The following is a 23,558-nucleotide window of genomic DNA, read 5'->3' as shown; positions in this document are numbered from 1 at the left end:
CAAACCGTCCACGCCTCAGGACCCACGCCCTGGGCTGATGTTGTGGTTGAGGCGGAAGATGTTCTGTGGGTCATAGCGGTCCTTGATGCCCATGAGCCGCTGATACTTATCCTGCCCGTAGGCCTGGCGTGCTGCGTCATCCTCTCCGGCGTGGAGTTCGGCTCCGAGGAAGTTGACGTATTCACCGTGCTCGGCAAAGGGGAGCATGAGTGCATGGGCCTTTCGGGCGAACGCGGTAAGCCGTTCATCCTCTTCCGGATCGCGCCAAAATCCGTAGACGTTGAGCCAGTAGCGGGGTGACCGGGTCGGGAAAGCAGTAGCGTCCTCCGGCACACGGCCAAAGGCGCCTTCCATGTGATGGATGTCGATCCCGGTCCCATGCCAGGTCACCTCGGAGGCGAATCCCACCAGGACCTTTATCACTTCCTCGTCCAGCCGTGAGAAGGACACGTTCTTCCAGTATCCCCGTGAGCCTTTGGGAAAGACGGTATCCATTGCGCTCTGCCATTCGACCCACCGGACCGGCCCCACCTCCTGCTCATCCGGCGGCGCCTCCACTGCGAGTTGCTCCACCAAATCGAGCCCGGTCTGGTGGGTCTCGCCAAGCCAGGCAAATCCGATGATCATCCATGGTTCGTCGCCCATCCCGAACTCCGGTGGAAGTACCAGAAAAGAGATGATCGGGTTCATTTCCTCGGGCAGACCGCGCGTCCACGAACTGAAGGCGGCCAGGGCTTTCTCCCAGTGCGGGGGACGATAGAAGAGATTCCCGCCCAGGAGCGAATCAGGAAGCCGGTGGGCCCGGAAGGTGAAGGAGGAGACCACTCCAAAGTTCCCGCCGCCGCCTTGCAGTCCCCAGAACAAGTCAGGGTTCTCCTCCCTGCTGGCGCGAACGTGCTCCCCTTCGGCGGTGACGACGTCGGCTGATTGCAGGTTATCCAGGGTCAGTCCATAGGAGCGCGTCAGCCAGCCGACACCTCCGCCCAGGGTCAGTCCTGCTATACCGGTGGCGCTGATCACACCGAGAGGAACTGCCAAATCATGCAGAGTTGTCGCCGCGTCCACATCAGCGAGGGTTGCCCCGGGCTCGACAGTCACGAGCTGTTGCTGCGGATCCACCGTCACGTCGCGTAGTTGACCCAGGTCCAGCACGAGGCCACCATCGACCGAGCCGTGGCCTGCGACGTTGTGCCCGCCGCCCCGGACGGCGAGGGGCAGGCCGGATTGCCGGACGGCGTCAAGCACTGCGTCGATGTCTGCCGCTGCTCCGGCCCGGGCGATGGCACGGGGACGGAGATCGACCATTCCGTTCCACACGCGACGCGCATCCTCGTACTGCGGATCCTGCGGCTCGATCAGCGACCCGGAGAGCCGGCGACGCAACTGCTGAAGTGCATCATCGACTGTGGATTCGTGGTCACCTTGATGAAGTGTTGTCATCGATTTCTGCTTTCGCACGAATGGATGAACCCTCAATCGGGGATTGAGGTGACGTCGCTGAGCAAACTTTGGCCCGCGGCGTTGCCCCGAGTCTAGGATTACCGCCGTGGCCGGTCAACGATTGCTGAGGTCAATCCGACAACCAGTTCAAAGCCCATCCATCCACAGCTCACCCCGTTCACGACTCACCCATCCACGTCGTGGAGATGATGCACCACGTCATGAAGGAAGTACTGCGCCAGTGTCAGGACAGTGAACTCCGAACCGTTGCTGCGGATGCCCAGGCGGCCCCATTGGTCCTGACGCACTCCGGCAAAGGACTCAGCCACCTGGTGCCCCTCGGCTGTCAGCTCCGAGCTGACCACAGCAGGATCTGCGTTGGCGTAATCCTTCTCGATGGCTGTCTTGTCCTGGTCCCAGTTCTCGAAGCGGGCGTTGTCCTCCGTCAGCATCTGGTTGAGCCTGCGGTCAAAGAGGCTGAAGACGTCCCGCACATGGGAGGCGTACTCAAGAACAGACCAGGTGGCGTCGTCGGGCCGCTCTGCCACGTCCGGGCGCCGTAAGGCTGCCCGCCACCGCGGGAGCATGTTGGTCACTGTCCCCGGAACGGTGGAAGGAGTCACCGTCGAAGCATCGAATCCGCACTCGGGGCAGGGCCGGGACAGCACCCAGGTCCAGTCTTTTTCATCGGGGATGATAGGCATGCCAGTAGTCTAGGGCCCGGAAGGTGTTGGGCTCAGGAAGCAGCCTCGGCGGTGTCGGACCACGTCATGCTTGGGCCGATCGCGTCGATCGCTTGCGACAACGGAATACCTGAACCGTCCCGCCGGCCATGCTCCTGGGGAAGGGACCGTGCCACTCCGGCCAGAGATGATGCCCTGGCGGGACCGTGTCCTGCCCACCCAAGCAGCAGGACGTCTTCCCCCTTGAGGAAGCGGTGCGCGCGGACGCCTGCTGTGGCACGCCCCTTCACCGGATATTCAGTCAGCGCTGTGACTTTCGCCGTTCCCGGCGCTGTGCCGGGAAGGGCACCGTTGGTGCCTGCAATGGTCACGACGACGGCGTCATCGTCGTCCGGACGAACGGTGCCGAAGTGCAGGACTTCGTCGCCGTCGGCCAGCTTGATCCCGGCCATGCCGCCTGCCGTCCTGCCCTGCGGACGGACAGCACCAGCGGTGAACCGAAGCAGCTGCGCCTGGCGGGTCACAAAGACGAGATGATCGTCGTCGGCGGCGGACTCCACCCCAACCACGGTGTCCTTGTCCTTCAAAGTGATGACTTCCCAATCCTCGCGGTTCAGCGGGTAATCGGGCTGGACACGTTTGACCACTCCAAGCGCCGTGCCAATGGCCAGCACTTCATCCAAGGGAGCGAACGCCACCAGCGACTCGCCCTTCAGCAAGGTGATGAAGTCCTTTGCAGGCACCCCGCCTGCGAGGTTGGGAAGGCCTGAAGTCGGAGGGAGCACCGGCATGTCCATCACCTGGACACGCAACATCCTGCCCAACGAGGTAACTGCTGCCACCTCACCCCGGGCAGAGGTTTTCACGACGGAACGGAAGACGTCGTGCTTGGTGCGGGGTCCTGTCTCTGCGAGTTCGTCCCGGTTGGACGTCCTGGCGATCTGGCCTGAGGCTGTCAGGATCGCCCAGCAGGGGTCGTCGGCGATTTCCAAGGCCAGCGGAACGGCTTTGCCTTTGGCCCCCGGACCGGCAGAAAGGGCTGCGGCAACGGTGGGGGAGACGGCTTCCGATTCCAGCAGCACCGTCCGCCGAGGGGTTCCGTACTTCTCCGCGATCTCCGCCAGCTCGCTGGACACGAGGTCCCGGAGCCGCTCGTCCGAAGCCAGGATCGCCTCGAGCTCCTCAATCTCACGCCGGAGCTGATCCTGCTCTTTTTCGAGTTCGATGCGGGAGTATTTGGTGAGTTGCCGGAGCCTCAGTTCCAGGATGTAATTCGCCTGGATTTCGGAGAGGTCATAAATCGACATGAGGCGCTCACGGGCCGCTGACGCTTCATCCGAGGAACGGATGATCTGGATGACCTCGTCGATGTCAACGATGGCAATCAGCAGGCCTTCGACCAGGTGCAGCCGGTCCTTCTTCTTCCCGAGCCTGAAGGCGGTGCGCCGTCTGACCACGCTGATGCGGTGATCAACATACACCGACAGAAGCTGGAGGAGACCAAGGGTTTGCGGCTGACCGTCCACCAGGGTCACGTTGTTGATGCCGAAGGAGTCTTCCATCGGTGAGTAGCGGTAGAGCTGCTGCAGTACGGCGTTGGGGTTAAAGCCGTTCTTGAGCTCGATGACCAGCCGCAGCCCGTGCTTCCGGTCGGTCAGGTCCACAACGTCACTGATGCCCGTCAGTTTCTTGCTGTTGACGGCATCCTTGATCTTTTCGATTACTTTTTCCGGACCCACCATGTACGGCAGTTCCGTAACCACGAGGCCGGTGCGTCGGGCTGAAAGCTGCTCGACCTCAACTCTGGCCCTGGTCTTGAACGAGCCGCGCCCGGTGGCGTAGGCATCCCGGATCCCGTCCAGGCCGACGATCCGTCCGCCGGTGGGCAGATCGGGTCCGGGGACGAACTTCATGATGTCAGCGAGGGTGGCGTCCGGGTTGGCTATGAGGTGACGGGCCGCGGTGATGATTTCCACGAGGTTGTGCGGAGCCATGTTGGTGGCCATGCCGACGGCGATACCGGTGGCACCGTTGACCAGGAGATTCGGGAACGCCGCAGGCAGGACCTCGGGCTGGGTCAGCTGGTTGTCGTAGTTGGGGATGAAGTTGACCACGTCTTCGTCGAGGTGGTCGGTCAAAGTCAGTGCGGCGGCCGCAAGGCGGGCCTCGGTGTACCGCGGAGCCGCAGGGCCATCGTCGAGCGATCCGAAGTTGCCGTGGCCGTCAATGAGCGGAAGCCGCAGGGAAAAGTCCTGTGCCATACGGACCATGGCGTCATAAATGGCAGTATCGCCATGGGGATGGAGCTTGCCCATCACTTCACCAACGACGCGCGCACTCTTCACATGGCCACGGTCAGGACGGAGGCCCATCTCGCTCATCATGAACAGAATCCGCCGCTGAACAGGCTTCAGGCCGTCCCTGGCATCAGGAAGGGCGCGTGAATAGATCACCGAGTAGGCGTACTCAAGGAATGAGCCTTCCATTTCGGAAGTGACGTCAATGTCAACAATGTTCTCGGTGTAGTCCTGCGCTAATGCGGCTGCGGCGGGAGTTTGGCGGCGGGCCATGGGGCTGGAGGTTCCTCTGTATCTTGCGGGTTAGTACCTGTATAAAACTACTGATCAAGTCGCGGCGGTGCGCCGCGGGAGTTTTTGGCTAGGCTAAGCCTATGGTGGATCAGCCCGGGGACGGCGAATATCCGGAATATTGGGAAGCCGATGTCGTCCTCAGGGATGGTGGGACAGCTCATCTGCGCCCTATTCATCCCTCTGACGCGGACGCCGTGCAGACCTTCCATACCGGGCAGTCGCAGAATTCAATCTACATGCGTTTCTTCGCGTTCAAATCCCGCCTGAGCGCCAAGGAGCTCAAACGCTTCACCGAAGTCGACTACCAGGACAGGGTTGCGCTGGTTATTACGATTGGCGGCGAAATAATAGGAATCGGCCGGTACGACCGGCTTGATGATCCGGTGGAAGCGGAAGTGGCCTTCAATATCGCCGACGCCCACCAGGGGCGGGGCATCGGTTCAATCCTGCTCGAGCACCTGGCGGCGGCCGCTCGGGAAAAGGGAATCCGCCGGTTCAGTGCCGAGGTCCTGCCGGAGAACCGGAAAATGCTGATGGTCTTCTCCGACGCCGGCTATGACGTAAAGCGTCATTTCGACGACGGCGTGGTCAGCCTCGAATTCAATATCGACCCCACTGATAAATCCCGGGCAGTCATGGAATCCCGCGAGCACCGTGCCGAGGCAAGAAGTATCCAGGAACTGCTCGCGCCGTCTTCCGTTGCAGTTATCGGCGCAAGCCGTAAATGGGGCTCTATCGGCTATCAGCTCCTCGAACACATAATCGAAGGCGGGTTCACCGGACCCGTTTATGCCATCAACCCCGAGGCACTTGAGCTGGCCGGCATGCTTTCTTTTGGCAGCCTGTCCGAGGTCTCCGACGCCGTGCGGCTGGCCATTGTGGCCGTCCCGCAGGACGAGGTCCCCAAGGTGGTCGACGAATGCGCCGCTGCAGGCGTCAAGGGGCTGGTCGTGGCCACCGCCGGCTACGCCGAGGCTGGCGAAGCAGGGCTGGCCAGGCAACGCGAACTGGTGCGGCAGGCCAGGGCCAACGGCATGCGGGTTATCGGTCCCGCCTCCCTGGGGATCGTGAACACCAACCCGGCTGTGTCCCTCAACGCTTCAATGGCGCCAAGCCTGCCCCTGCGGGGAGGGCTGGGTCTGTTCAGCCAGTCCGCCGCTATCGGAGTCTCTCTCTACGCGGCCTCCAGCCGCCGGCGGCTGGGAATGTCGACCTTCCTCTCTGCAGGCAACCGGGCGGATGTATCCGGTAACGACATGATGCAGTTCTGGGAGGACGACGCCGATACCGCTGCCGTGGGCCTCTATCTGGAGTCGATCGGTAACCCGCGCAAGTTTTCGCGTCTCGCCCGGCGCCTGGCGCTGACCAAGCCGGTCATCGTGGCCAAGTCCGGTTCGATGGGCCTGCAACTGCCGCCTGGCCACGCGGTCCGGACCACCCAGGCACCCGCCGGCGCGCTGGACGCGATGATGCGGCAGGCCGGAGTGATTCCGGTGGAAACGATCGAACAGCTGATGGACGTTGCCCAGGTTGTTTCCCGCCAGCCGCTCCCGGCAGGACCGGCCATGGCAGTGGTCAGCAACTCCCAGGCTCTGGGGAAGGTGGTGGCGGACAGCGCGACGGCCCATGGGCTCACCGTGGAGCACACCGTAACGGACGTGGACCTGGACTCAGGGATGTCTATTGCCCTTCCTGCCCTGCGTCGGACGCTGGCCGAATCGCTGGCTGCAGAGTCCGTTCATTCGGTGCTGGTGGCGTTGCTGCCCGCCCGGGGACTGACGGTGGAGAACCTAGCGGAGGTGCTGGCAGAGTGCTCAGCTGCGGCCGGCAAGCCTGTCATCGCCGCGTTCACGGGCATCCTGGATCCCTCGGTTTACGTGGAAGGGATGGTGGCAGCCGAACAGCCGGCCAGCCTTCCCTTACCGTGCTTTTCCAACCCCGAGGCGGGCGTGGCGGCCTTGGCTGCCGTAGTTCGCTATGTGCATTGGGTAAACCGCGATCAGGGGCTTTTCGTGGAGCCGGCAGGCTGCGATCCTGAGGCTGCCCGCGCAGTACTGGACGGGTTACTCCACGGCGTCCGCGGGGAGCAGCTTGTCCAGTTGGATCAGTCCACTGCGGCGCAACTGCTGGGGCATTACGGCATCGGGGTAGTCCCGTCAGAAGAATTCTCCACCCTGGATGAGGCGGTTGAAGCCGCCGGGAGGTTGGGCTGGCCGGTGGCCCTGAAAACAACGGATCCCACCCTTCGGCACAGGCTGGATCTTGGCGGCGTCCGGCTGGACATCCAGAACGCCGACTCGCTCCGCCGGAATATCCAGGAGATGCAGCGGGTGCTGGAGCCGTATGGCTCCACAACCCTGGAGGTGCAGTCCATGGCGCCGGTGGGCCAGGCGTGCACGTTCCGCGCCATCGAGGATGCATTGCTGGGACCGGTCATTTCGTTTGGCCTCGCGGGCGACGCCGTCAACCTCCTGGATGACTGGGCCCACCGGGTGCCTCCGCTGTCGGCGTCGGACGTCCGCGAGTTCATTCGTGCCCCGCGGGCAGCCCTGAAACTCTTCGGATACCAGGGACTTCCCGCCGTGGATGTTGCGGCATTGGAAGACCTGGCCGTTCGCTTGACGATGCTGAAGGACAATCATCCGGAGGTTGCCCTCGTGGAGTTCAACCCGGTACTCGCAGGCACCTCAGGGCTCTCCATCCTGGCTGCAGACGTGCGGATTGCCAACGCCTCCAAGCGCACGGATACGGCCCGCAGGATCATGCTGGGATAGGTACCGCACCGCCGTCCTGAACGCCCGCAGTTAGCAACTCCCCAGCCGATCTGTGAAAATGGGGTCATGAGCTCCCAGCCTCCCACCTCGAAGCCGCAAACGCCCGTGACCGGGAACCAGCCAGGCCAGCAGGTCCCTCATTCCCACAGCTCACACAACCACAGCGTCCAAGGACAGAGCCTGGAGGGAGCGCTTCAGCAGGCCGGTTTTTACCCCCGGCTCGTGGCCGACGTCGTTGATGACGCCCTGGATGGGCGGGACTGCGTGGCGCACCTTGTCCATCTGGAAACGCACTTCGATCGGGCCGAAGTACGCCGGCACATCACAGTGCTGGTCCTGACCGACGACATGCTGGTCATCACCCATGTGGATGATCAGCAGCTCGACGAAGCCGGCGAGCAGATCGTAGCCCAGATTTCCACCGAGTCCGTGCCCGTCGCGCAGATCCGGTCTGTCGTGCTCAGCTACATGTACGCCCAGCCGCAAAACTACAAGTCGTCGGATCCCGTGCGGGAGGTGACTCTCTCGATCGCCTGGTCCGGGGGCCAGCGCCTCGACGTCGGGCCGGCCAGCTGTGGAGATCCACAGTGCGAAGCCGATCACGGCTACAGCGGAACCATTGCCCAGGAGGACATTGTCCTTCGGATCAGTGCCGAAGCCGACGGGCTGCAGGCCGTCCAGGACGCGAAGCTTTTCGCCCGTGCTCTGCGCGCCGTGAACACCGGATCTTCCACTCCCACCGCCCATGCAGGCTCGGCTCACCCTCGACCCAGGATGGGCGTTTTCGGCAACCGCCTCAGCCGCGGGCACCAGCGTTAGGATGGCGCCTGCGCAAAGTCCTGGCCCGATCCCTGCGACAGCGCCGCCGCTTCCGTCGGGTGCTCTCTCCCTTCCTTCCGCCCCGGCCTTCGGAAGCCGCTCGGTTGCCGAAGTGTTTCCCAGCGCAGCCGCCAGCCTGGGCATCGAGGGCTTTGACAATCGTCTCAATCTTCCGCAGGGACAGCGGATCTGCGTCATCGTTGCTGATGGCCTGGGACGCAGCCTGCTGAAGCAAAAACTTGCCCACACACCGTTCCTGCGGAGCCTGGTGCTGGCGGGTCAGGGCTCCGTTCCCGTGGTGCTGGATGCAGCCTTTCCTTCCACCACCGCTGCTTCCCTTGCCAGCCTCGGGACAGGGCTTGAGCCCGGCCAGCACGGCATGGTGGGCTACGACATCCTGGACCCTGACCAGGACAAAGTGGTCAATATGCTCGGAAATTGGAACTCCTGCGTGGACCCCCAGACGTGGCAGCCTTTCCCGACTGTCCTGGAGCGCGCGGCAGAGCACCTGGACGTGATCACCGTCAGCCTTCCCCAGTTCACCAGTTCGCCCATGACCCAGGCCGCCCTGCGCGGTGGCCGTCACGTCTCGGGAATCAGTGCCCATGCAAGGACAGAGGCCGCTGCTGAAGCGATGGAAAGCACAGATCGGGCCCTCATGTACTTCTACGTCAATGAACTCGACAAGGCAGGCCACAGGCATGGCTGCCAGTCCCCGCAGTGGGAGCACCAGCTGGAAGAACTGGATGCCAGTGTCCGCAGGCTCAGTTCCACCTTTCCGGCCGGCACCACAATGCTCCTCACTGCAGATCACGGGATGCTGGATGTCCCAGAGTCCCAACGGCTCGACTTTTCCGCAGATCCGGCCCTGATTGCAGGCGTACGCCATACAGCTGGTGAGCCCCGGATGCTCCATCTTTACGTCGAGCCCGATCTCGGGCAAGAGGGGCGGGACCGGTTGCTGGCAGCCTGGCGTTCCAGATTTGGCGAACGCATCTGGGCTTTTACCCGTGAGGAGGCCATCGCCGCCGGACTATTCGGCAGGGTTCGCGAGCAGGTGGTTCCCAGGATCGGCGACGTCATGATCGCCGCAAGGGACGCGCTGGCCCTTTACGACACCCGCAGGGTGCGGCCGACAGCCCTGGAGGTGGTTGGTCAGCACGGTTCATTGACCAAAGCCGAACGTGAGGTTCCTCTTTTGTGCTTCCGTGCTCAGGGCAGAAAGGGCAGGCGTGGCTGAACTCGTCTTTTTCTCGGGAACCATGGACTGCGGCAAATCGACGCTGGCCTTGCAGATGGACTACAACCACCGTGCGCGAGGCAGGGGCGGGGTCAGATTCAGCCGCAATGACCGTGCCGGCGGTTCCCGTATCTCGAGCCGTTTGGGCCTTGAAACAGACGCTGTGGAAGTGCTTGATTCCACAGATTTCTGGGACGAGGTAGTGCGGCGCAGGACCAAAGGCGGCCGCGTTGACTATCTGATCTGTGACGAGGCGCAGTTCTATTCGCCTTTGCAGGTGGAACAACTGGCCCGTGTTGTGGACGAGATGGACCTCGACGTTTTCGCCTTCGGCATCACCGCAGATTTTCGTACGAGGTTGTTTCCCGGCTCCCAGCGGCTCATTGAGCTTGCCGACCGCGTCCAGGTCCTCCAGGTGGAGGCATTGTGCTGGTGCGGGCGGCGGGCCACCCAGAATGCCCGCACTGTTGACGGAGTCATGGTCGTGGAAGGGGAGCAGATTGTGGTCGGCGACGTCGACCGGGGAATTGGCGGAGGAACCGGAAGTACAGACTCACTTCAGCCGCCGGTGGTGGGGTATGAAACGCTATGCCGCAGGCACTACATGCGCCGGGTCACTGCCCACGGCGCCAATATCCTGGCCCAGCATGACCAGCTTCTGCCGTTTGATACTGATGCCTGTGTCTGGAATGCAACAGGCTTGCCGCCCGCAAAGGACTCCTAGGAGCAAAGCGCTTTTTTGCGGCGCGATCCTTTCAATCCCCGCGGGTTCCGAACACAATCTCGTCCCAGCTCGGGACGCTTGACCGCTTGGGTTTGGATGGTTGCCGCTCGGGCTGGTCCCCGTCCCGCTCACGGATTCCCTCCCGCTCGCGGTTCCCTTCCCGTTCCCGGGTGCCTGCGGAATCGCTGGCGGAGCGGCGTCCACCACGCCCTCCCAGCAGCTCGTCGAGCCCGACACTTTGCATGCCGCCGGCATTTCTCGTCGCTTGGCCAGGAGCGGGATCACGTGAACCATTTCCGCCGGATTCATGGCCCGGACGTGAAGGTGCACCGCTCAGACCCTGCCCACCACTGTTAGCTGTCCCACCGGCACCCCCCGCATTGGCGGCACCGCCCGCATTGCCAGCAGCGCCTACGCTGCCGGCACCACCTGCGCCGGGGCGGCGGGGACCAGGAACGATGGTGATCTCCCGTGTATCCGTACTGACGCCGTCCTGCAGCTTCAGGGAATCTTCGTCATCGCTCTGCGGGCGGGGGGCGAGGCTGAGCCGCGACAGCATGGACACCTTGGCATCCCGTTTGCTGTCGTGGAAACCTGAACGTTCTGCCGGCCTGGCTGCGTCCTTTTCGACTTCCGGCCCTGCCGCTTCGGGTTCGCCGTCAGCTTCAGGAACTACTTCCGAAGGCCTCGGATGAGCTGCGGGAACCCCGCTGGTCAGCAGGAGCGCCAATGCGTCGTCGCTGTCTTCGTCAACTCCGAGCCGTTGTCCCCGGCGGGAGCGCAGCATGTCGAGCAGCCCGTCGGAGTCTTTCCCCTGCTTTCCGGCAGCGTTCCGGCCCGCGCCGGCATCGGTTTCAAAATCAAAGGGCCGGTCTGAGACGGCAGAGAGCCTGCGGGTGGGAAGGGGTCCGTCCAACGGTTCCAGTTCGCTCAGCTGCTGGGCCCAGCGGTTGGCATTCTGCAGAGACTTCCTGCTTGGACTGAAGGTCCACATCGCAGGGGGCTCCTCGCCGATGTTCGACGGTCCGCCCGTTCTTGCCTCGAACCTTGCAACCACTGTCCAGGTTCCGTCCGGCCTGCGCCAGGAGTCCCACTCGACAGTGGAAGGCTCGACGCCATGGGCGGTCAAGCGGTGGGCAACCATCTCGCCGAGGGAGGCCGGGTTGTCCCCAAAGGCTGAGCGATAGATGTCATGGCCGGGAGCCGGAGCTGCGACTTCAATCTTGCGGGCTTGCTGGGCGACGTATTCGCGTTCGGCAAGCACCGGCCCCTCATACCGTTGCACCTTCGCAAGGGGTATTCCGGACAAATCAGCAACTTCGGCGGCCGTTGAACCGCTCCTGATTTTGGCCTGGATATCACGTGGAGACATGGCAATGGGCGCGGTCGCTGCACGCGCTGCGGCGTTCGCGGAAGTGCGGCTGGCCGCGACACGGAGTGCTTCATCGATCGGCAGCCGGAACATCTCGCCGCCGGTGCCGCTCAACAGGAGATGCTCTCCGTCGTCGTGGACGCCTACAAGCCTTAGATCCTGCATACAAATCCTCCACCCTGGCATTACTAACAATCGAAACTCTGCCACTCGGCGGGACCAATTGCTGTTAGGACGGAGGGCGCGCCGCGATTTTCCGCGACTTTCCGCCCCTTGCCGGGGTTCGGAAAAAGGAGCGGCGGGGCTCTGGCATTCCCATTGCTCTTAGGGAAAAATAGCGCGGAAATCGGGCACAAAATCCGATGGCGCAACGTTTACATCGGTGAACCGGCCACAGGCTCCCCTGGGGCCGGGGATCCAACCGAACCAATGCGGAGTGTGAGCAAACAAATCATGGCGACAGACTACGATGCGCCAAGGAAGACAGAAGAAGACCTCAGCGAAGATTCCCTTGAAGAACTGAAGTCGCGGCGGACGGACAAGCCAACCGCGGTGGTGGACGAGGATGAATCTGATATTGCCGAGGGCTATGAACTCCCCGGCGCAGACCTTTCCGGGGAAGAGCTCCTGGTTCGTGTCCTGCCTCCCCAGGCGGACGAGTTCACGTGTGCGTCCTGTTTCCTCGTCCGGCACCGGTCCCAGGTGGCCCGGGAGAAGGACGGAATGAAGTTCTGCAAAGAATGCGAAGGCTAGGCGGGCCAGTTATCGCTGAAGTGCCGCCAGCAGTTCGTCGGGGCGCCTGGTGGACGCAAGCCAGTAGGGAGTCCGGTCTGACGGATCAGTGATTTCGATCCGCACCACGGGGTCCACCCACCCCCGGATGCAAAGGTAAGCGAGGCCGTTCAGCCGCACCCCACGTTCCGCTGTAGCTTCTTTGCCACGGAAAGCTGCTGCATCCCCGACGAACTGTCGTTCTATGGTCGCGCGGCCCACTTGGAGGGTTTCAGGCGTAACGGTAATGGTCGGCGTCGACGTCATCAGCATGACGGCCATGATCACAAACAGGACCGCGGCCGCCGTGAAGCCGGCAGCCAGGCTGATAGGAGCAAATACGAGGATGCCCGCACCGGCCAGTCCCACCGCGATAAGCCAGATCCAAAAGGTGGGCCAGAGCTTTTCTCGGAAAAGTACAGTGGCGCTGGGAGTGCTGTTGGGAGCAGGCGAACCTGCGTTGGATTCCGGCATGAGCCAAGCTTTCCACTTTTCGCAGGCTAATTCATCTTTGCCCCTCCTTCCTGCCACGAGCGGCGGCTAGGCCGATTTCCGGCTCGGACGATAGAGTGAGTGACTGTGACTGATGAACTAGCAGCGGTGCGGACAGTGCCCGGAGATGCGCCGGTGGATCCTTCCTCGTCAACCGGTAAGAGGACTTTGACGGTACAGCTGAAAATGCTCGACGACGGCCTGGAGGCTCCGTCGTATGCCCACCCCGGAGACGCGGGCGCCGACCTCCGCTCCCGTGAGGATGTGGTGTTGGCCCCGGGTGAGCGCCGGTTGGTTGCCACGGGAGTGTCAATTGCCTTGCCTGAGGGTTACGTCGCCCTCATTCATCCCCGTTCGGGTCTCGCCACGAAGCACGGCCTGACCATTGTTAATGCCCCCGGAACCGTCGACGCCGGCTACCGGGGCGAGATCTCAGTGACGCTTCTGAATACGGATCGTGAACACGCCATTGAATTGAGTCGCGGCGATAGAATTGCACAGATGGTGATTCAGCGCGTTGAGTATGCGGACTTCGTTGCTGTAGGGGAACTCAGTGATTCTGTCCGCGGCAGCGGCGGCTTCGGCTCAACCGGTGGATTCGGTCAATCCCCGGTGTAATCCCCACCCAGCGGCAGGGTTTCAACGAAGCAGCAGGTTTCAAAGAAGCCGGGCGTCGGCACCATAACCGGCTCTTAGCAGCGCGGACAGGTGTCCTCCCCACGTGGGACAAGAACAACTAAGGAGACAACCCCATGGTTTTTGGGCGTGGCAGGAAAGCCAAGAAGGAACAGGCGGCAGAGTCCGCAGAGTGGCCGGAAACCGACGACGGGACCTCCGAAGGCGGCGAGGAGTCAACGGGTCCACGTTCCAGCGGCCCGTTCGATGCCGCCGAGATTGAGAGCCAGGACGGCTACGTTGACCTTGGTGCTCTCCTTATCGCGCCCACAGAAGGGCTTCAGCTTCGGCTCGAGGTGGAAGAGGCCACGCAGCGGGTAGTCGCTGTCACCATGGACCTCCAGGGGTCAAGCCTCCAACTCCAGGCATTTGCCGCCCCCCGTTCGGAGGGCCTCTGGGATGAGATCCGCGAACAGATCGGTCAGTCCGTCAGCGGCCAGGGCGGTCAGGTGGAGGAGGTGCAGGGCAGCTTCGGGACGGAGCTTGTTGCCAAGCTTCCGGCCGGTCAGGCCGATGGCAGCCGAGGCTACCGGGTGGCCCGATTCATCGGAGTGGATGGCCCCCGCTGGTTCCTGCGGGGAGTCCTGGGCGGGGAGGCCGCCGTCGACCGTGAAGCTGCAGCCGCCCTTGAAGGGCTCTTCCGGCAGATCGTCGTCGTTCGCGGTGATAACCCGATGCCGCCGCGGGATCTCCTGCAGTTGCGGCTGCCCAAGGACGCCACCACGACACCCCAAGGCGCCCCCGAATTCCAGAAGCCTGAACGCGGACCTGAGATTACCCAGATTGGCTGATCACGCGCAGGTACCGGAAGGCCCCGTCCTGTCAGTGAGTGAACTGCCGGAGAGGGGGAGAGTGGTGTGTCACGGGTTCATTGAATCAGTGACATTTGTTCCCGCATCCGACGTCGCGTCCTTTACGGCAGTGGTCCGGGACCGCCATACGGTTACAAAAAGCGCCGGGTTATTGAGCACTCTTAAAAAGTCCGTTGATTCCTCAGGAGCAGAAAGCAAGGTAACGGGGGCGTCTGCACTTCCCGCCAGGTTGCGCGTCACCTGGCTCGGCCGACGCCGGGTCCCCGGCATCGCTGCCGGCGTAGAACTGCAGCTTCAAGGGATGCTGACCCTCCGTGACGGCCTTCCCACCATGTTCAACCCCCGCTATGAAATACTTTCCCGCCAGGAGCACGAATGACCGAGTCCGAAACGCCGCCTCCGGCCCCGAATTCATCCCGGGCCCCCAAGCCGACAGAGGAGACGCCGCAGGAACCGTCCCAGGATCCGTCGCTACCCACGCCGGTTTCAGGCGATCCTGCACGCAATGTGGATGGGACTCCTCCACCAACCGTCGCGGCTCTTGCTGAGGGCTATGCGGCAAAGGCAGGACTCCACCGTCACAGCGACGGCCGCATCAACGTCCTCAAGACCGCGGGCGGGGTCCAGGGAATTGCGGAAAGCATCCTTCCCGGGCTCGTTTTCCTGGTGTCTTTCACGATCACCGCGAATCTGACGGTTTCCCTGGTCGCGGCCCTGTCAGCAGCCGCCCTCTTTACCGTAGCGAGGCTGATCCAGAGGCGGCCGCTGACCCAGGCCTTCGCCGGCGTTGTGGGCGTAGGAATTTCAGCGTGGCTTGCCAACACCACGGGGAAGGCCGAGGACTTCTACGTCCCTGGCTTCTTCACCAACGCCGCGTATATCGTCGCCATGATCGTTTCCATCGCGATTAAATGGCCGGTGGCCGGACTGCTGTTTGGATTCATCCGCAACGAAGGGCTTGATTGGCGCAAGGACCCGGTACGCGTCCGGGCTTACTCCTTAGGCACCTGGGTAATAGTCGCCGTGCTCGCGCTTCGGCTCCTGGTTCAGGTTCCCCTGTATTTCATGGGGGGCGAGGGCCTCGCGGCATTGGCCACCATGCGGCTTATCATGGGCGCGCCACTCTACATCCTCGGCATCTGGGTGGCCTGGCTGATAACGAAGCCTGCCCCATCGCCTGAGACAGATAGCGCTCAGCCCTCGAAGCCGTCGTCCTCGGGGGCCTGAACAGCCTCCGGAGCCTGATCAGCGCCAGCGGAATATTCTGCCGGGCCTTCCTCTTGATCGTGGGCCGACTCAGGGGACAACAAGGCACGCAGTTCATCCTCGGCTGCGATGGTGGTGACGAAGAACAGTTCGTCGCCGCCGTCGATAACGTCATCCCGGGTGGGCGTGATGGGTGCCTGGTCGCGCAAAATGGCCACCAGAGTGGAATCCTCAGGCCAATTGATGTCTCCAACGGTCAGCCCGATGGCATAGGAGTCGTGGGGCACAGTGAATTCAACCAGTGACGACACTCCCGTCTGGAGCGTGAGGAGCCGGACAAGGTCCCCGATCTCCACAGCTTCCTCCACCAGCGCGGTCATGAGCTGCGGGGTGTTGACTGCTACGTCCACTCCCCAGGAATCATTGAACATCCAGTCGTTCTTGGGGTTGTTGACCCTGCCAACAGTGCGTCCAACACCGAACTCCGTTTTGGCCAGCAGTGATACCACCAGGTTGACCTTGTCATCGCCGGTGGCCGAGACCACAACGTCGGCATCTTCGAGCCTGGCATCCTGAAGAGTGCTGAGCTCGCAGGCGTCACCAACAAGCCAGTGCGCCCCACGCAACCCGCTTCGGCCGATCACCTCCGGCTTCAGATCAAGAAGCAGGATTTCGTGCTTGTGGGCCAGGAGTTCGCGGGCAATCGAGGAACCAACACTGCCTGCTCCAACAATGACGACTTTCACTCAAGACTCCTTCACGGGTGCTTTGGCAAGGAGGTGCGCCACTTCGGCACTTCGCTCCACCCGAAGCATGGCGTGGACGGTATCACCGTCCTGATAGGACATTGCGGGCGTGGGGAGAACGCCCTCCCCAAAGCGGGTCAGGTAGGCGATCCTGATGTCCGCTGCACTTTCGATCTGGCTCAGGGACTGTCCGATCCACGCCGGATCCAACTCAATTTCTGCCAGGACGAGCCTGCCAGAGGGCTCGCGGAAATCACCCGCCAAGTGCTGTTCTGGCAGTATGCGCCTCAACACCTGGTCCGCACTCCAGCGGACCGCGGCAACGGTGGGGATTCCCAGGCGCTGGTAGATCTCAGCCCGGCCAGGGTCATAGATTCTGGCCACAACATGCGGGACATGGAACGTTTCCCGCGCGACCCTGGTAGCCAGGATGTTGGAGTTGTCACCGCTGGACACCGCGGCGAAGGCATAGGCTTCAGCCACCCCGGCCTGTTTGAGGGTCTCCCTGTCGAACCCTACTCCCGTGACTTTGCGTCCGGAGAAGCCGCTGCGCAGGCGCCGGAAGGCGCGGTCGTCCTGGTCGATGATGGCCACCGAATGGCCGGCATCCTCCAGTGTGTGCGCCAGCGTCGCCCCTACACGTCCGCAACCCATGATGACGAAGTGGGCCACCGGTTCCTCCTCAATGCTGAATCCTGCTGCCTGTACGACTCTACCGGCAGCAGGAGCCATGGCCGGGCAGCTGGGGCAGGCAGGGAGACGGGTCACATCAGCAGGACAGTCCGGGCCGTCATGACATCACGCGCGAATCCGACTAGCTTTGTCTGGTGCTGACAATTCTGAATGCCGCCAAGAGGGTGCTGGTGGGGAGGCCCGTCCGGAACGACCGCCTGTCTCCCACACTGCTGCCGAAGCGGATTGCGCTCCCCGTCTTCGCCTCCGACGCCTTGTCATCGGTGGCGTATGCTCCGGATGAGATCCTGCTGACGCTCGCGCTGGCCGGGGTAAGCGCCGTCGCATTTTCCCCTTGGGTTGGGCTCGCCGTCATGGTGGTGCTGCTCACTGTGATTGCCTCCTACCGGCAGAATGTCCATGCCTATCCTTCAGGGGGCGGGGACTACGAGATTGCCACAGTGAACCTGGGCAGGTATGCAGGCCTGACCGTCGCGTCCGCCCTGTTGGTGGACTATGTCCTTACACTGGCCGTTTCCATGTCGTCAGCAGCTGCCTATCTGTCCACCACTGTTCCTGCTCTTCACGGCCAGCAGGCGATTCTGGCCGCCACTGGCGTTGCTCTGCTTGCTCTGATCAACCTGCGGGGCGTCAAGGAAGCTGGAACTCTTTTCGCAGCGCCTACCTATATCTTCATGACGGCCATTCTCGGTATGACCGCCGTCGGCGTCTTTCAGGCCGCCACCGGGCAGCTTGGCGAAGCTCCCTCCGCCGGTTTCACCATTGTGCCGACCGAGCACTTCGACGAGGGCCTCGTGGGACTGGCGGGTGCGTTCCTGCTACTCCGGGCCTTTTCATCCGGGGCAGTCGCCCTGACCGGTGTAGAGGCGATCAGCAACGGCGTACCAAGCTTTCAGAAGCCAAAGAGCAAGAACGCGGCAACCACACTCCTGATGGTCGGAGTCTTCGCCTCGGTCATGTTCGCCGGCGTCATCTACCTGGCCAATGCCACCAAGGTGAAAATTGTCTTTGACCCGGCCACCGAGCTGCTCCTGGACGGCAAACCGCTGGCAGCCGACTACATCCAGACTCCGGCCCTGGGCCAAATCGCCCAGACGATCTTTGGCATCGGGTCCTTCCTCTTCTTCGTAGTTATTGCCGCCACCATTCTGATCCTGGTTTTTGCGTCCAACACCGCTTTCAAGGGGTTCCCCATTCTCGGCTCCATCCTTGCCCAGGACGGCTATCTGCCCCGCCAGTTGCGCACCCGCGGCGATCGCCTCGCCTTCAGCAACGGTGTCCTGGCACTGGCGGCCGGAGCTCTGGTCCTGATCTTTGCGTTCAACGCCGACGTCACCAAGCTCATCCAGCTCTACATTGTGGGTGTTTTCATCTCCTTCACCATGAGCCAGCTCGGAATGATCAGGCACTGGGGCCGGGAGCTGAGGCGCGTAAGGGACAAGGCCGGGCGCAGGCGGATCATCAAGTCCCGGATCCTGAACACCATTGGATTCGTCATGACAGCGCTGGTCCTGACGATCGTGCTGATCACCAAATTCGAACAGGGGGCGTGGCTCGCTCTGCTTGCCATGTTCGTGTTGATCCTCATCATGTGGAGCATCCGTGCCCATTACGACAACGTGGCCAAGGAACTCGCGTTGGACGAAGACTCGACACCGCGTGCCCTTCCTACTCGGGTCCACGCTGTCCTCCTGGTTTCGCATGTGCGAAAACCCGTGCTGCGCGCGCTGGCATACGCCCGGGCCTCCCGCCCGTCACGGCTGGACGCCGTCATTGTGGACATCAGTCCGGAGGAAACCGCCCAGACGCTCGCTGACTGGGAAAAGCTGGAGATTCCAGTCCCGTTGACGGTGCTGGCCAGCCCCTACCGCGAAACCATCACGCCCATCATGGACTACATCACGAACATGCGGCGTGATTCCCCCCGCGACCTCATCGTGGTGTACATCCCGGAGTACGTTGTCGGTAAATGGTGGGAACAATTGGTGCATAACCAAACGGCATTGCGCATCAAGACCCGGTTGCACTTTGAACCGGGAGTCATGGTTGCCAGCGTTCCCTGGCAGCTGAAATCATCTGAGGAAGCCAAGAAACTGCAGGATATCCAATGAACCACGCCACCAAGACCCGCACCCCGGCGGACCTCGTCGTCGACGTCGGGCCTGTGGCCCATGGGGGCCATTGCGTCGCCCGGCATGAAGGCCGCGTGGTGTTCGTCCGGCATGGAATCCCCGGCGAAAAGGTCCGGATCCGGCTGACCGACGCTGGGGAGTCCGCCAAATTCTGGCGGGCCGACGTCGTCGAGGTCCTTGAACGGTCCCCTGACCGCGTTCCGCACTTCTGGCACGTGGCAGACTCACTGCGGTCCTGGCCGCATGGACATCCTCCGGTAGGCGGGGCCGAATTCGGCCATATCTCGCTGGAACGACAGCGGCGGCTCAAAAGCGAAGTGCTCGCCGAACAGCTCAAGCGGCTCGCCGGCGTCGAGCTTGTCACCGAAGTTGAACCGGTAGGCGGTACTGCTGCCAACGCCGGAACTGCTGCCCCCGCCGGCGTCCCCGGGCTCGCCTGGCGCACGCGGGCGAGCTTTGCCGTCACCGCCGGGGGCAAGCTCGGCATGCACGCCCACCGCTCCGACCAGGTGATCTCCATCCAGGACATGCCGTTGGCCGTCGAGGGCATCACTTCGCTCAACCTCTGGGACATCGATCTTCAGGGGATAGAGCGGGTGGAGGTGGCTGCCCCGGCCAACGGATCACGGCGGCTGGTGCTGCTGGCGCCCGCCCCCGGAACCAAGGCAAAACGGATCAGCGCGATCATTGCGCAACTCCCTGACGACGTTTCCGTAGCGTCAATTGACCCCGTCACTGGCGATCTCAACCAGCTGAAGGGCCGCACATGGGTGCAGGAGTCTGCCGCCGGCCATGAGTTCCGGGTGACCGGAGAGGGGTTCTGGCAGATCCACCGGGATGCACCTGAAACGCTGGTGGGAGCAGTGACCGGGTTCCTGCACGACGGCGGGTTCCTCGAGGCCGGAGCTGTAGTAGCTGATCTTTATGCCGGTGCCGGCCTCTTTACCGCCGCATTGGCGGACGCTGTAGGCACAACGGGTTCCGTGCTTTCGGTCGAGGGTGCCCCCGGCACCAGCCGGGACGCGAGGAAGAACCTGCACGGCGCTCCTCAGGTGGAGATCGTTCAGGGAAAGGTGGAGCGGGTGCTTCGCCACAAGCCAAGGAACTTCGACGCACTGGTTCTTGACCCTCCCCGTGCCGGGGCAGGTAAGGCAGTGGTCCACCAGCTGGTTGACGCGGCCCCGCGGGCCATCGCGTATGTGTCCTGCGACCCGGCGTCCTTTGCACGTGATCTCGGTTACTTCCAGGACAGGGGCTGGGCCCTGCAGGAGCTACGGGCGTTTGACCTTTACCCCCACACCCATCACCTGGAGACTGCGGCGTTGCTGACTCCGCGGGGATGATGCCACTAGGATGAGCGTAGTAGTCCCGCGTCGCGAGCCGTAATCACGGCTGACCTCCTGCAATTCTTAAGTCCTTGACTAATTAGCAGTAATTAGGAGGACCTAACTAGCAAGCGGTCTACCGCGCGACAAAGATGAAACTGTTGCGAGAGGAGTCCTGCGATGAGCACAGTGGACAGTTTCGGTTCAAAAGGCAAACTTAATGTAGCCGGAACCGAATATGAAATTTTCCGGTTGAACTCCGTTGAAGGTGCAGAAAACCTTCCGTTCAGCCTCAAGGTATTGCTAGAGAACCTGTTGAGGACCGAGGACGGCGCGAACATCACTGCCGATCACGTCCGTGCCTTGGCGGGTTGGGATCCTGACGCCCAGCCCGAAACAGAGATCCAATTCACACCGGCCCGAGTCATTATGCAGGACTTCACCGGTGTGCCCTGCGTAGTCGACCTCGCCACCATGCGCGAGGCCGTCAAGGAGCTGGGCGGTGACCCGAAGAGGGTCAACCCGCTTGCTCCCGCGGAAATGGTTATTGACCACTCCGTGCAGATCGACGCTTTCGGCAACTCCGGCGCCCTTGAGCGCAACATGGAGATCGAGTACCAGCGCAACGGCGAGCGGTACCAGTTCCTTCGCTGGGGCCAAACCGCATTTGATGACTTCAAGGTGGTTCCGCCGGGCACCGGCATCGTCCACCAGGTCAACATCGAATACCTCGCACGCACTGTTATGACGCGCGAAGTCGGCGGCGTTCTTCGTGCTTACCCCGACACCTGCGTTGGTACTGACTCGCACACCACCATGGTCAACGGCCTGGGTGTACTGGGTTGGGGCGTTGGCGGCATTGAGGCCGAAGCAGCGATGCTCGGCCAGCCTGTCTCGATGCTGATCCCGCGGGTTGTGGGCTTCAAGCTAACGGGATCCATTCCCGCCGGTGCCACCGCCACGGACGTCGTGCTGACCATCACCGAACAGCTGCGCAAGCACGGTGTTGTTGGCAAGTTCGTGGAGTTCTACGGCGAAGGTGTGGCCGCGGTGCCCCTGGCCAACCGCGCCACCATCGGAAACATGAGCCCGGAATTCGGTTCAACCGCCGCAATGTTCCCGATCGACGACGTCACACTCGACTACCTGCGCCTCACCGGCCGCTCGGAGGAGAACGTGGCGCTTGTGGAGTCCTACGCGAAGGAACAGGGCCTCTGGCACGATCCTTCCAAGGAAATCAGCTTCTCGGAGTACCTTGAGCTGGACCTGTCCACGGTTGTTCCCTCGATCTCGGGCCCCAAGCGTCCCCAGGACCGTATCGAACTCACAAACGCCAAGGACGAGTTCCGTCACGACCTCCTGAACTACGTCTCCCATGCTGCCGACGCCGGCACGGTGGATGAGTCGCTCGAGGAGACGTTCCCGGCCTCGGACGCTCCGTCGTTCACCCAGCCCGACTCCCACGTGACGGATACGGACCGCGAACCTCCGGTCTACTCCGCTGCCCACGGAGCAGCCGGCCGGATCTCCAAAGCCGTTTCCGTCAAGACGGCGGATGGCCGCGAGTTCGAACTTGATCACGGTGCTGTCGCCATCGCCTCGATCACCTCGTGCACCAACACGTCCAACCCGTCGGTCATGCTGGCCGCCGCATTGCTGGCCCGCAACGCCGTCGACAAGGGTCTCTCGGCTAAGCCGTGGGTCAAGACCTCCGTCGCTCCGGGCTCCAAAGTGGTCACCGACTACTACGAGAAGTCCGGCCTGACGCCCTACCTGGAGAAGCTCGGCTTCTACATTGTGGGTTATGGCTGCGCTACCTGCATCGGCAACTCCGGACCGCTGGAAGCCGAAGTGTCGGAGGCCATCCAGGCCAACGATCTTTCCGTTACCGCCGTGTTGTCCGGAAACCGCAACTTTGAGGGCCGCATCAACCCCGACATCAAGATGAACTACCTGGCCTCGCCGCCGCTGGTCATCGCCTACGCCCTGGCCGGCACCATGGACTTCGACTTCGAAACCGATGCCCTTGGCCAGGACGAAGCAGGCAACGATGTGTTCCTGAAGGACATCTGGCCCAACCCGGTCGAGGTCCAGCAGGTTATCGATTCCTCGATCGACAAGGACATGTTCGCCCGTGGCTACGAAGGGGTGTTCGACGGCGATGACCGTTGGAAGGCCCTGGACACCCCCGCCGGTGACACGTTCGCCTGGGACCCGAGCTCCACATATGTCCGGAAGCCCCCGTACTTCGAGGGCATGAAGGCACAGCCTGAACCCGTGACTGACATCTCCGGGGCACGAGTGCTGCTGAAGCTCGGCGATTCAGTCACAACGGACCACATTTCCCCAGCCGGCTCCTTCAAGTCCGACACTCCCGCCGGCCAATACCTGCTGGCCAACGGTGTGCAGCGCAAGGACTTCAACTCCTACGGCTCACGCCGAGGCAACCACGAAGTCATGATCCGCGGTACGTTCGCCAACATCCGCATCAAGAACCAGCTGCTTGCCGGCTTCAACGACGGCGCCGGGGTTGAGGGTGGCTTCACCCGCGACTTCACGCAGGCTGATGGGCCGCAGGCCTACGTCTACGACGCCGCGCAGAACTACCAGGCCGCCGGTACTCCGTTGGTTGTCCTGGCAGGCAAGGAATACGGTTCAGGCTCCTCGCGTGACTGGGCAGCAAAGGGCACCGCGCTGCTGGGTGTCAAGGCAGTCGTTGCCGAGAGCTACGAGCGCATCCACCGCTCCAACCTCATTGGAATGGGCGTCCTGCCGCTGCAGTACCCGGCAGGGGAGTCAGCGGCGACGCTGGGCCTGACGGGCACGGAGGTTTTCGCGGTTGAAGGTGTAACTGCCCTCAACGAAGGCACGACGCCCAAGACTTTGAAGGTCACAGCCACCGCTGAAGACGGTTCAGTGAAGTCCTTCGACGCCGTCCTCCGCATCGATACCCCGGGTGAAGCGGACTACTACCGCAACGGTGGCATCCTGCAGTACGTGCTGCGCCAGATCTCCTCCAACTGATCAGCACACATTGAGCTGTACCAGGTGAGCGCACCCAGC

The 23,558-nt window shown here is 62.6% G+C and carries 19 protein-coding genes; 12 read left to right on the top strand and 7 right to left on the bottom strand.

The annotated features are described in order from the left end of the window. Positions 1-15: 15 nt before the first annotated feature. The 3 genes from M1E05_RS13425 to M1E05_RS13415 all read right to left on the bottom strand — a co-directional run bounded on the left by M1E05_RS13425 (position 16) and on the right by M1E05_RS13415 (position 4,693). Entirely contained in the window at positions 16-1,440 is a 1,425-nt protein-coding gene (locus M1E05_RS13425) for an FAD-binding oxidoreductase (protein ID WP_461163248.1), read from the bottom strand. Between the two features lie 185 nt (positions 1,441-1,625). Continuing rightward, positions 1,626-2,144 (bottom strand): DinB family protein, encoded by a 519-nt coding sequence (locus M1E05_RS13420; RefSeq protein ID WP_461163247.1) that lies wholly within the window; start codon positions 2,142-2,144, stop codon positions 1,626-1,628. Positions 2,145-2,176: 32 nt separating this feature from the next. Continuing rightward, positions 2,177-4,693, bottom strand: a complete 2,517-nt coding sequence (locus tag M1E05_RS13415; protein ID WP_458114406.1) for a DNA gyrase/topoisomerase IV subunit A — start codon at positions 4,691-4,693, stop codon at positions 2,177-2,179. A gap of 101 nt (positions 4,694-4,794) precedes the next feature. On the opposite strand from M1E05_RS13415, the gene M1E05_RS13410 reads away from it, so the two are divergent. From M1E05_RS13410 to M1E05_RS13395, 4 genes are all read left to right on the top strand, one after another. After that, positions 4,795-7,488, top strand: coding sequence for a bifunctional acetate--CoA ligase family protein/GNAT family N-acetyltransferase (locus M1E05_RS13410; RefSeq protein ID WP_461163246.1), 2,694 nt, complete (start codon positions 4,795-4,797; stop codon positions 7,486-7,488). Positions 7,489-7,554: 66 nt separating this feature from the next. Continuing rightward, positions 7,555-8,307: a DUF5998 family protein gene (locus M1E05_RS13405; RefSeq protein WP_309105548.1), complete on the top strand. Its 753-nt coding sequence runs from the start codon at positions 7,555-7,557 to the stop codon at positions 8,305-8,307. Position 8,308: 1 nt separating this feature from the next. Further along, positions 8,309-9,547: an alkaline phosphatase family protein gene (locus tag M1E05_RS13400; protein ID WP_461163245.1), complete on the top strand. Its 1,239-nt coding sequence runs from the start codon at positions 8,309-8,311 to the stop codon at positions 9,545-9,547. Next, complete coding sequence (locus M1E05_RS13395; RefSeq protein WP_461163244.1) at positions 9,540-10,271, top strand: thymidine kinase; 732 nt, start codon at positions 9,540-9,542, stop codon at positions 10,269-10,271. Before M1E05_RS13400 ends, M1E05_RS13395 begins: the two co-directional genes overlap by 8 nt. 31 nt (positions 10,272-10,302) lie before the next feature. Here M1E05_RS13395 and sepH read toward each other — a convergent pair whose 3' ends face one another. Next, the gene (gene sepH / locus M1E05_RS13390) at positions 10,303-11,808 is read right to left on the bottom strand and encodes a septation protein SepH (protein WP_461163243.1); all 1,506 of its coding nucleotides are present in this window, start codon (positions 11,806-11,808) and stop codon (positions 10,303-10,305) included. Positions 11,809-12,096: 288 nt separating this feature from the next. Between sepH and M1E05_RS13385 the strand changes: the two genes are divergently transcribed. Next, on the top strand, positions 12,097-12,396 hold the full coding sequence (locus M1E05_RS13385; protein WP_309105666.1) for a DUF4193 domain-containing protein: 300 nt from the start codon (positions 12,097-12,099) through the stop codon (positions 12,394-12,396). A 9-nt stretch (positions 12,397-12,405) separates the two neighbouring features. Here the strand turns inward: M1E05_RS13385 and M1E05_RS13380 are convergent, their stop codons facing one another. Next, a complete protein-coding gene (locus tag M1E05_RS13380; RefSeq protein ID WP_458114401.1) occupies positions 12,406-12,888 on the bottom strand; it encodes a DUF3093 domain-containing protein in 483 nt (160 codons plus the stop codon). Between the two features lie 105 nt (positions 12,889-12,993). On the opposite strand from M1E05_RS13380, the gene dut reads away from it, so the two are divergent. From dut to M1E05_RS13360, 4 genes are all read left to right on the top strand, one after another. Continuing rightward, entirely contained in the window at positions 12,994-13,524 is a 531-nt protein-coding gene (gene dut, locus M1E05_RS13375; RefSeq protein WP_461163242.1) for a dUTP diphosphatase, read from the top strand. Between the two features lie 134 nt (positions 13,525-13,658). Continuing rightward, positions 13,659-14,372, top strand: coding sequence for a DUF3710 domain-containing protein (locus tag M1E05_RS13370; RefSeq protein ID WP_458114399.1), 714 nt, complete (start codon positions 13,659-13,661; stop codon positions 14,370-14,372). Then, positions 14,365-14,772, top strand: a complete 408-nt coding sequence (locus tag M1E05_RS13365) for a hypothetical protein (protein WP_458114398.1) — start codon at positions 14,365-14,367, stop codon at positions 14,770-14,772. The genes M1E05_RS13370 and M1E05_RS13365 overlap by 8 nt, the downstream gene beginning before the upstream one ends. Beyond that, positions 14,769-15,620, top strand: coding sequence for a DUF3159 domain-containing protein (locus tag M1E05_RS13360; protein WP_461163241.1), 852 nt, complete (start codon positions 14,769-14,771; stop codon positions 15,618-15,620). The genes M1E05_RS13365 and M1E05_RS13360 overlap by 4 nt, the downstream gene beginning before the upstream one ends. On the opposite strand, the gene M1E05_RS13355 is transcribed toward M1E05_RS13360, so the two are convergent. Then, the gene (locus tag M1E05_RS13355; protein WP_458114396.1) at positions 15,587-16,345 is read right to left on the bottom strand and encodes a potassium channel family protein; all 759 of its coding nucleotides are present in this window, start codon (positions 16,343-16,345) and stop codon (positions 15,587-15,589) included. The two genes, M1E05_RS13360 and M1E05_RS13355, sit on opposite strands and share 34 nt — an antisense overlap. Next, positions 16,346-17,017, bottom strand: a complete 672-nt coding sequence (locus M1E05_RS13350) for a potassium channel family protein (RefSeq protein WP_458114395.1) — start codon at positions 17,015-17,017, stop codon at positions 16,346-16,348. 155 nt (positions 17,018-17,172) lie between these two features. On the opposite strand from M1E05_RS13350, the gene M1E05_RS13345 reads away from it, so the two are divergent. The 3 genes from M1E05_RS13345 (at position 17,173) to M1E05_RS13335 (ending at position 23,519) form a co-directional block, all read left to right on the top strand. Then, positions 17,173-19,149, top strand: coding sequence for an APC family permease (locus tag M1E05_RS13345; protein WP_461163240.1), 1,977 nt, complete (start codon positions 17,173-17,175; stop codon positions 19,147-19,149). Beyond that, a complete protein-coding gene (locus M1E05_RS13340) occupies positions 19,146-20,513 on the top strand; it encodes a class I SAM-dependent RNA methyltransferase (protein ID WP_461163239.1) in 1,368 nt (455 codons plus the stop codon). Before M1E05_RS13345 ends, M1E05_RS13340 begins: the two co-directional genes overlap by 4 nt. 162 nt (positions 20,514-20,675) lie before the next feature. Then, entirely contained in the window at positions 20,676-23,519 is a 2,844-nt protein-coding gene (locus M1E05_RS13335) for an aconitate hydratase (RefSeq protein WP_461163238.1), read from the top strand. Positions 23,520-23,558 lie beyond the last annotated feature (39 nt).

This window comes from Arthrobacter sp. R4-81, from assembly GCF_054792365.1.
The sequence above is the reverse complement of the archived record's forward strand: the minus strand, read 5'-3'. Positions and strand labels throughout refer to the sequence as shown.

Coding starts and splice junctions, on each gene's coding strand:
- M1E05_RS13400 (WP_461163245.1), top strand. CDS start 8,309: ATGGCGCCTGCGCAAAGTCCTGGCCCGATCCCTGCGACAGCGCCGCCG.
- M1E05_RS13385 (WP_309105666.1), top strand. CDS start 12,097: ATGGCGACAGACTACGATGCGCCAAGGAAGACAGAAGAAGACCTCAGC.
- M1E05_RS13340 (WP_461163239.1), top strand. CDS start 19,146: ATGAACCACGCCACCAAGACCCGCACCCCGGCGGACCTCGTCGTCGAC.
- M1E05_RS13380 (WP_458114401.1), bottom strand. CDS start 12,888: ATGCCGGAATCCAACGCAGGTTCGCCTGCTCCCAACAGCACTCCCAGC.
- M1E05_RS13425 (WP_461163248.1), bottom strand. CDS start 1,440: ATGACAACACTTCATCAAGGTGACCACGAATCCACAGTCGATGATGCA.
- M1E05_RS13415 (WP_458114406.1), bottom strand. CDS start 4,693: ATGGCCCGCCGCCAAACTCCCGCCGCAGCCGCATTAGCGCAGGACTAC.
- sepH (WP_461163243.1), bottom strand. CDS start 11,808: ATGCAGGATCTAAGGCTTGTAGGCGTCCACGACGACGGAGAGCATCTC.
- M1E05_RS13420 (WP_461163247.1), bottom strand. CDS start 2,144: ATGCCTATCATCCCCGATGAAAAAGACTGGACCTGGGTGCTGTCCCGG.
- M1E05_RS13410 (WP_461163246.1), top strand. CDS start 4,795: ATGGTGGATCAGCCCGGGGACGGCGAATATCCGGAATATTGGGAAGCC.
- M1E05_RS13360 (WP_461163241.1), top strand. CDS start 14,769: ATGACCGAGTCCGAAACGCCGCCTCCGGCCCCGAATTCATCCCGGGCC.
- M1E05_RS13335 (WP_461163238.1), top strand. CDS start 20,676: ATGAGCACAGTGGACAGTTTCGGTTCAAAAGGCAAACTTAATGTAGCC.
- M1E05_RS13405 (WP_309105548.1), top strand. CDS start 7,555: ATGAGCTCCCAGCCTCCCACCTCGAAGCCGCAAACGCCCGTGACCGGG.
- M1E05_RS13370 (WP_458114399.1), top strand. CDS start 13,659: ATGGTTTTTGGGCGTGGCAGGAAAGCCAAGAAGGAACAGGCGGCAGAG.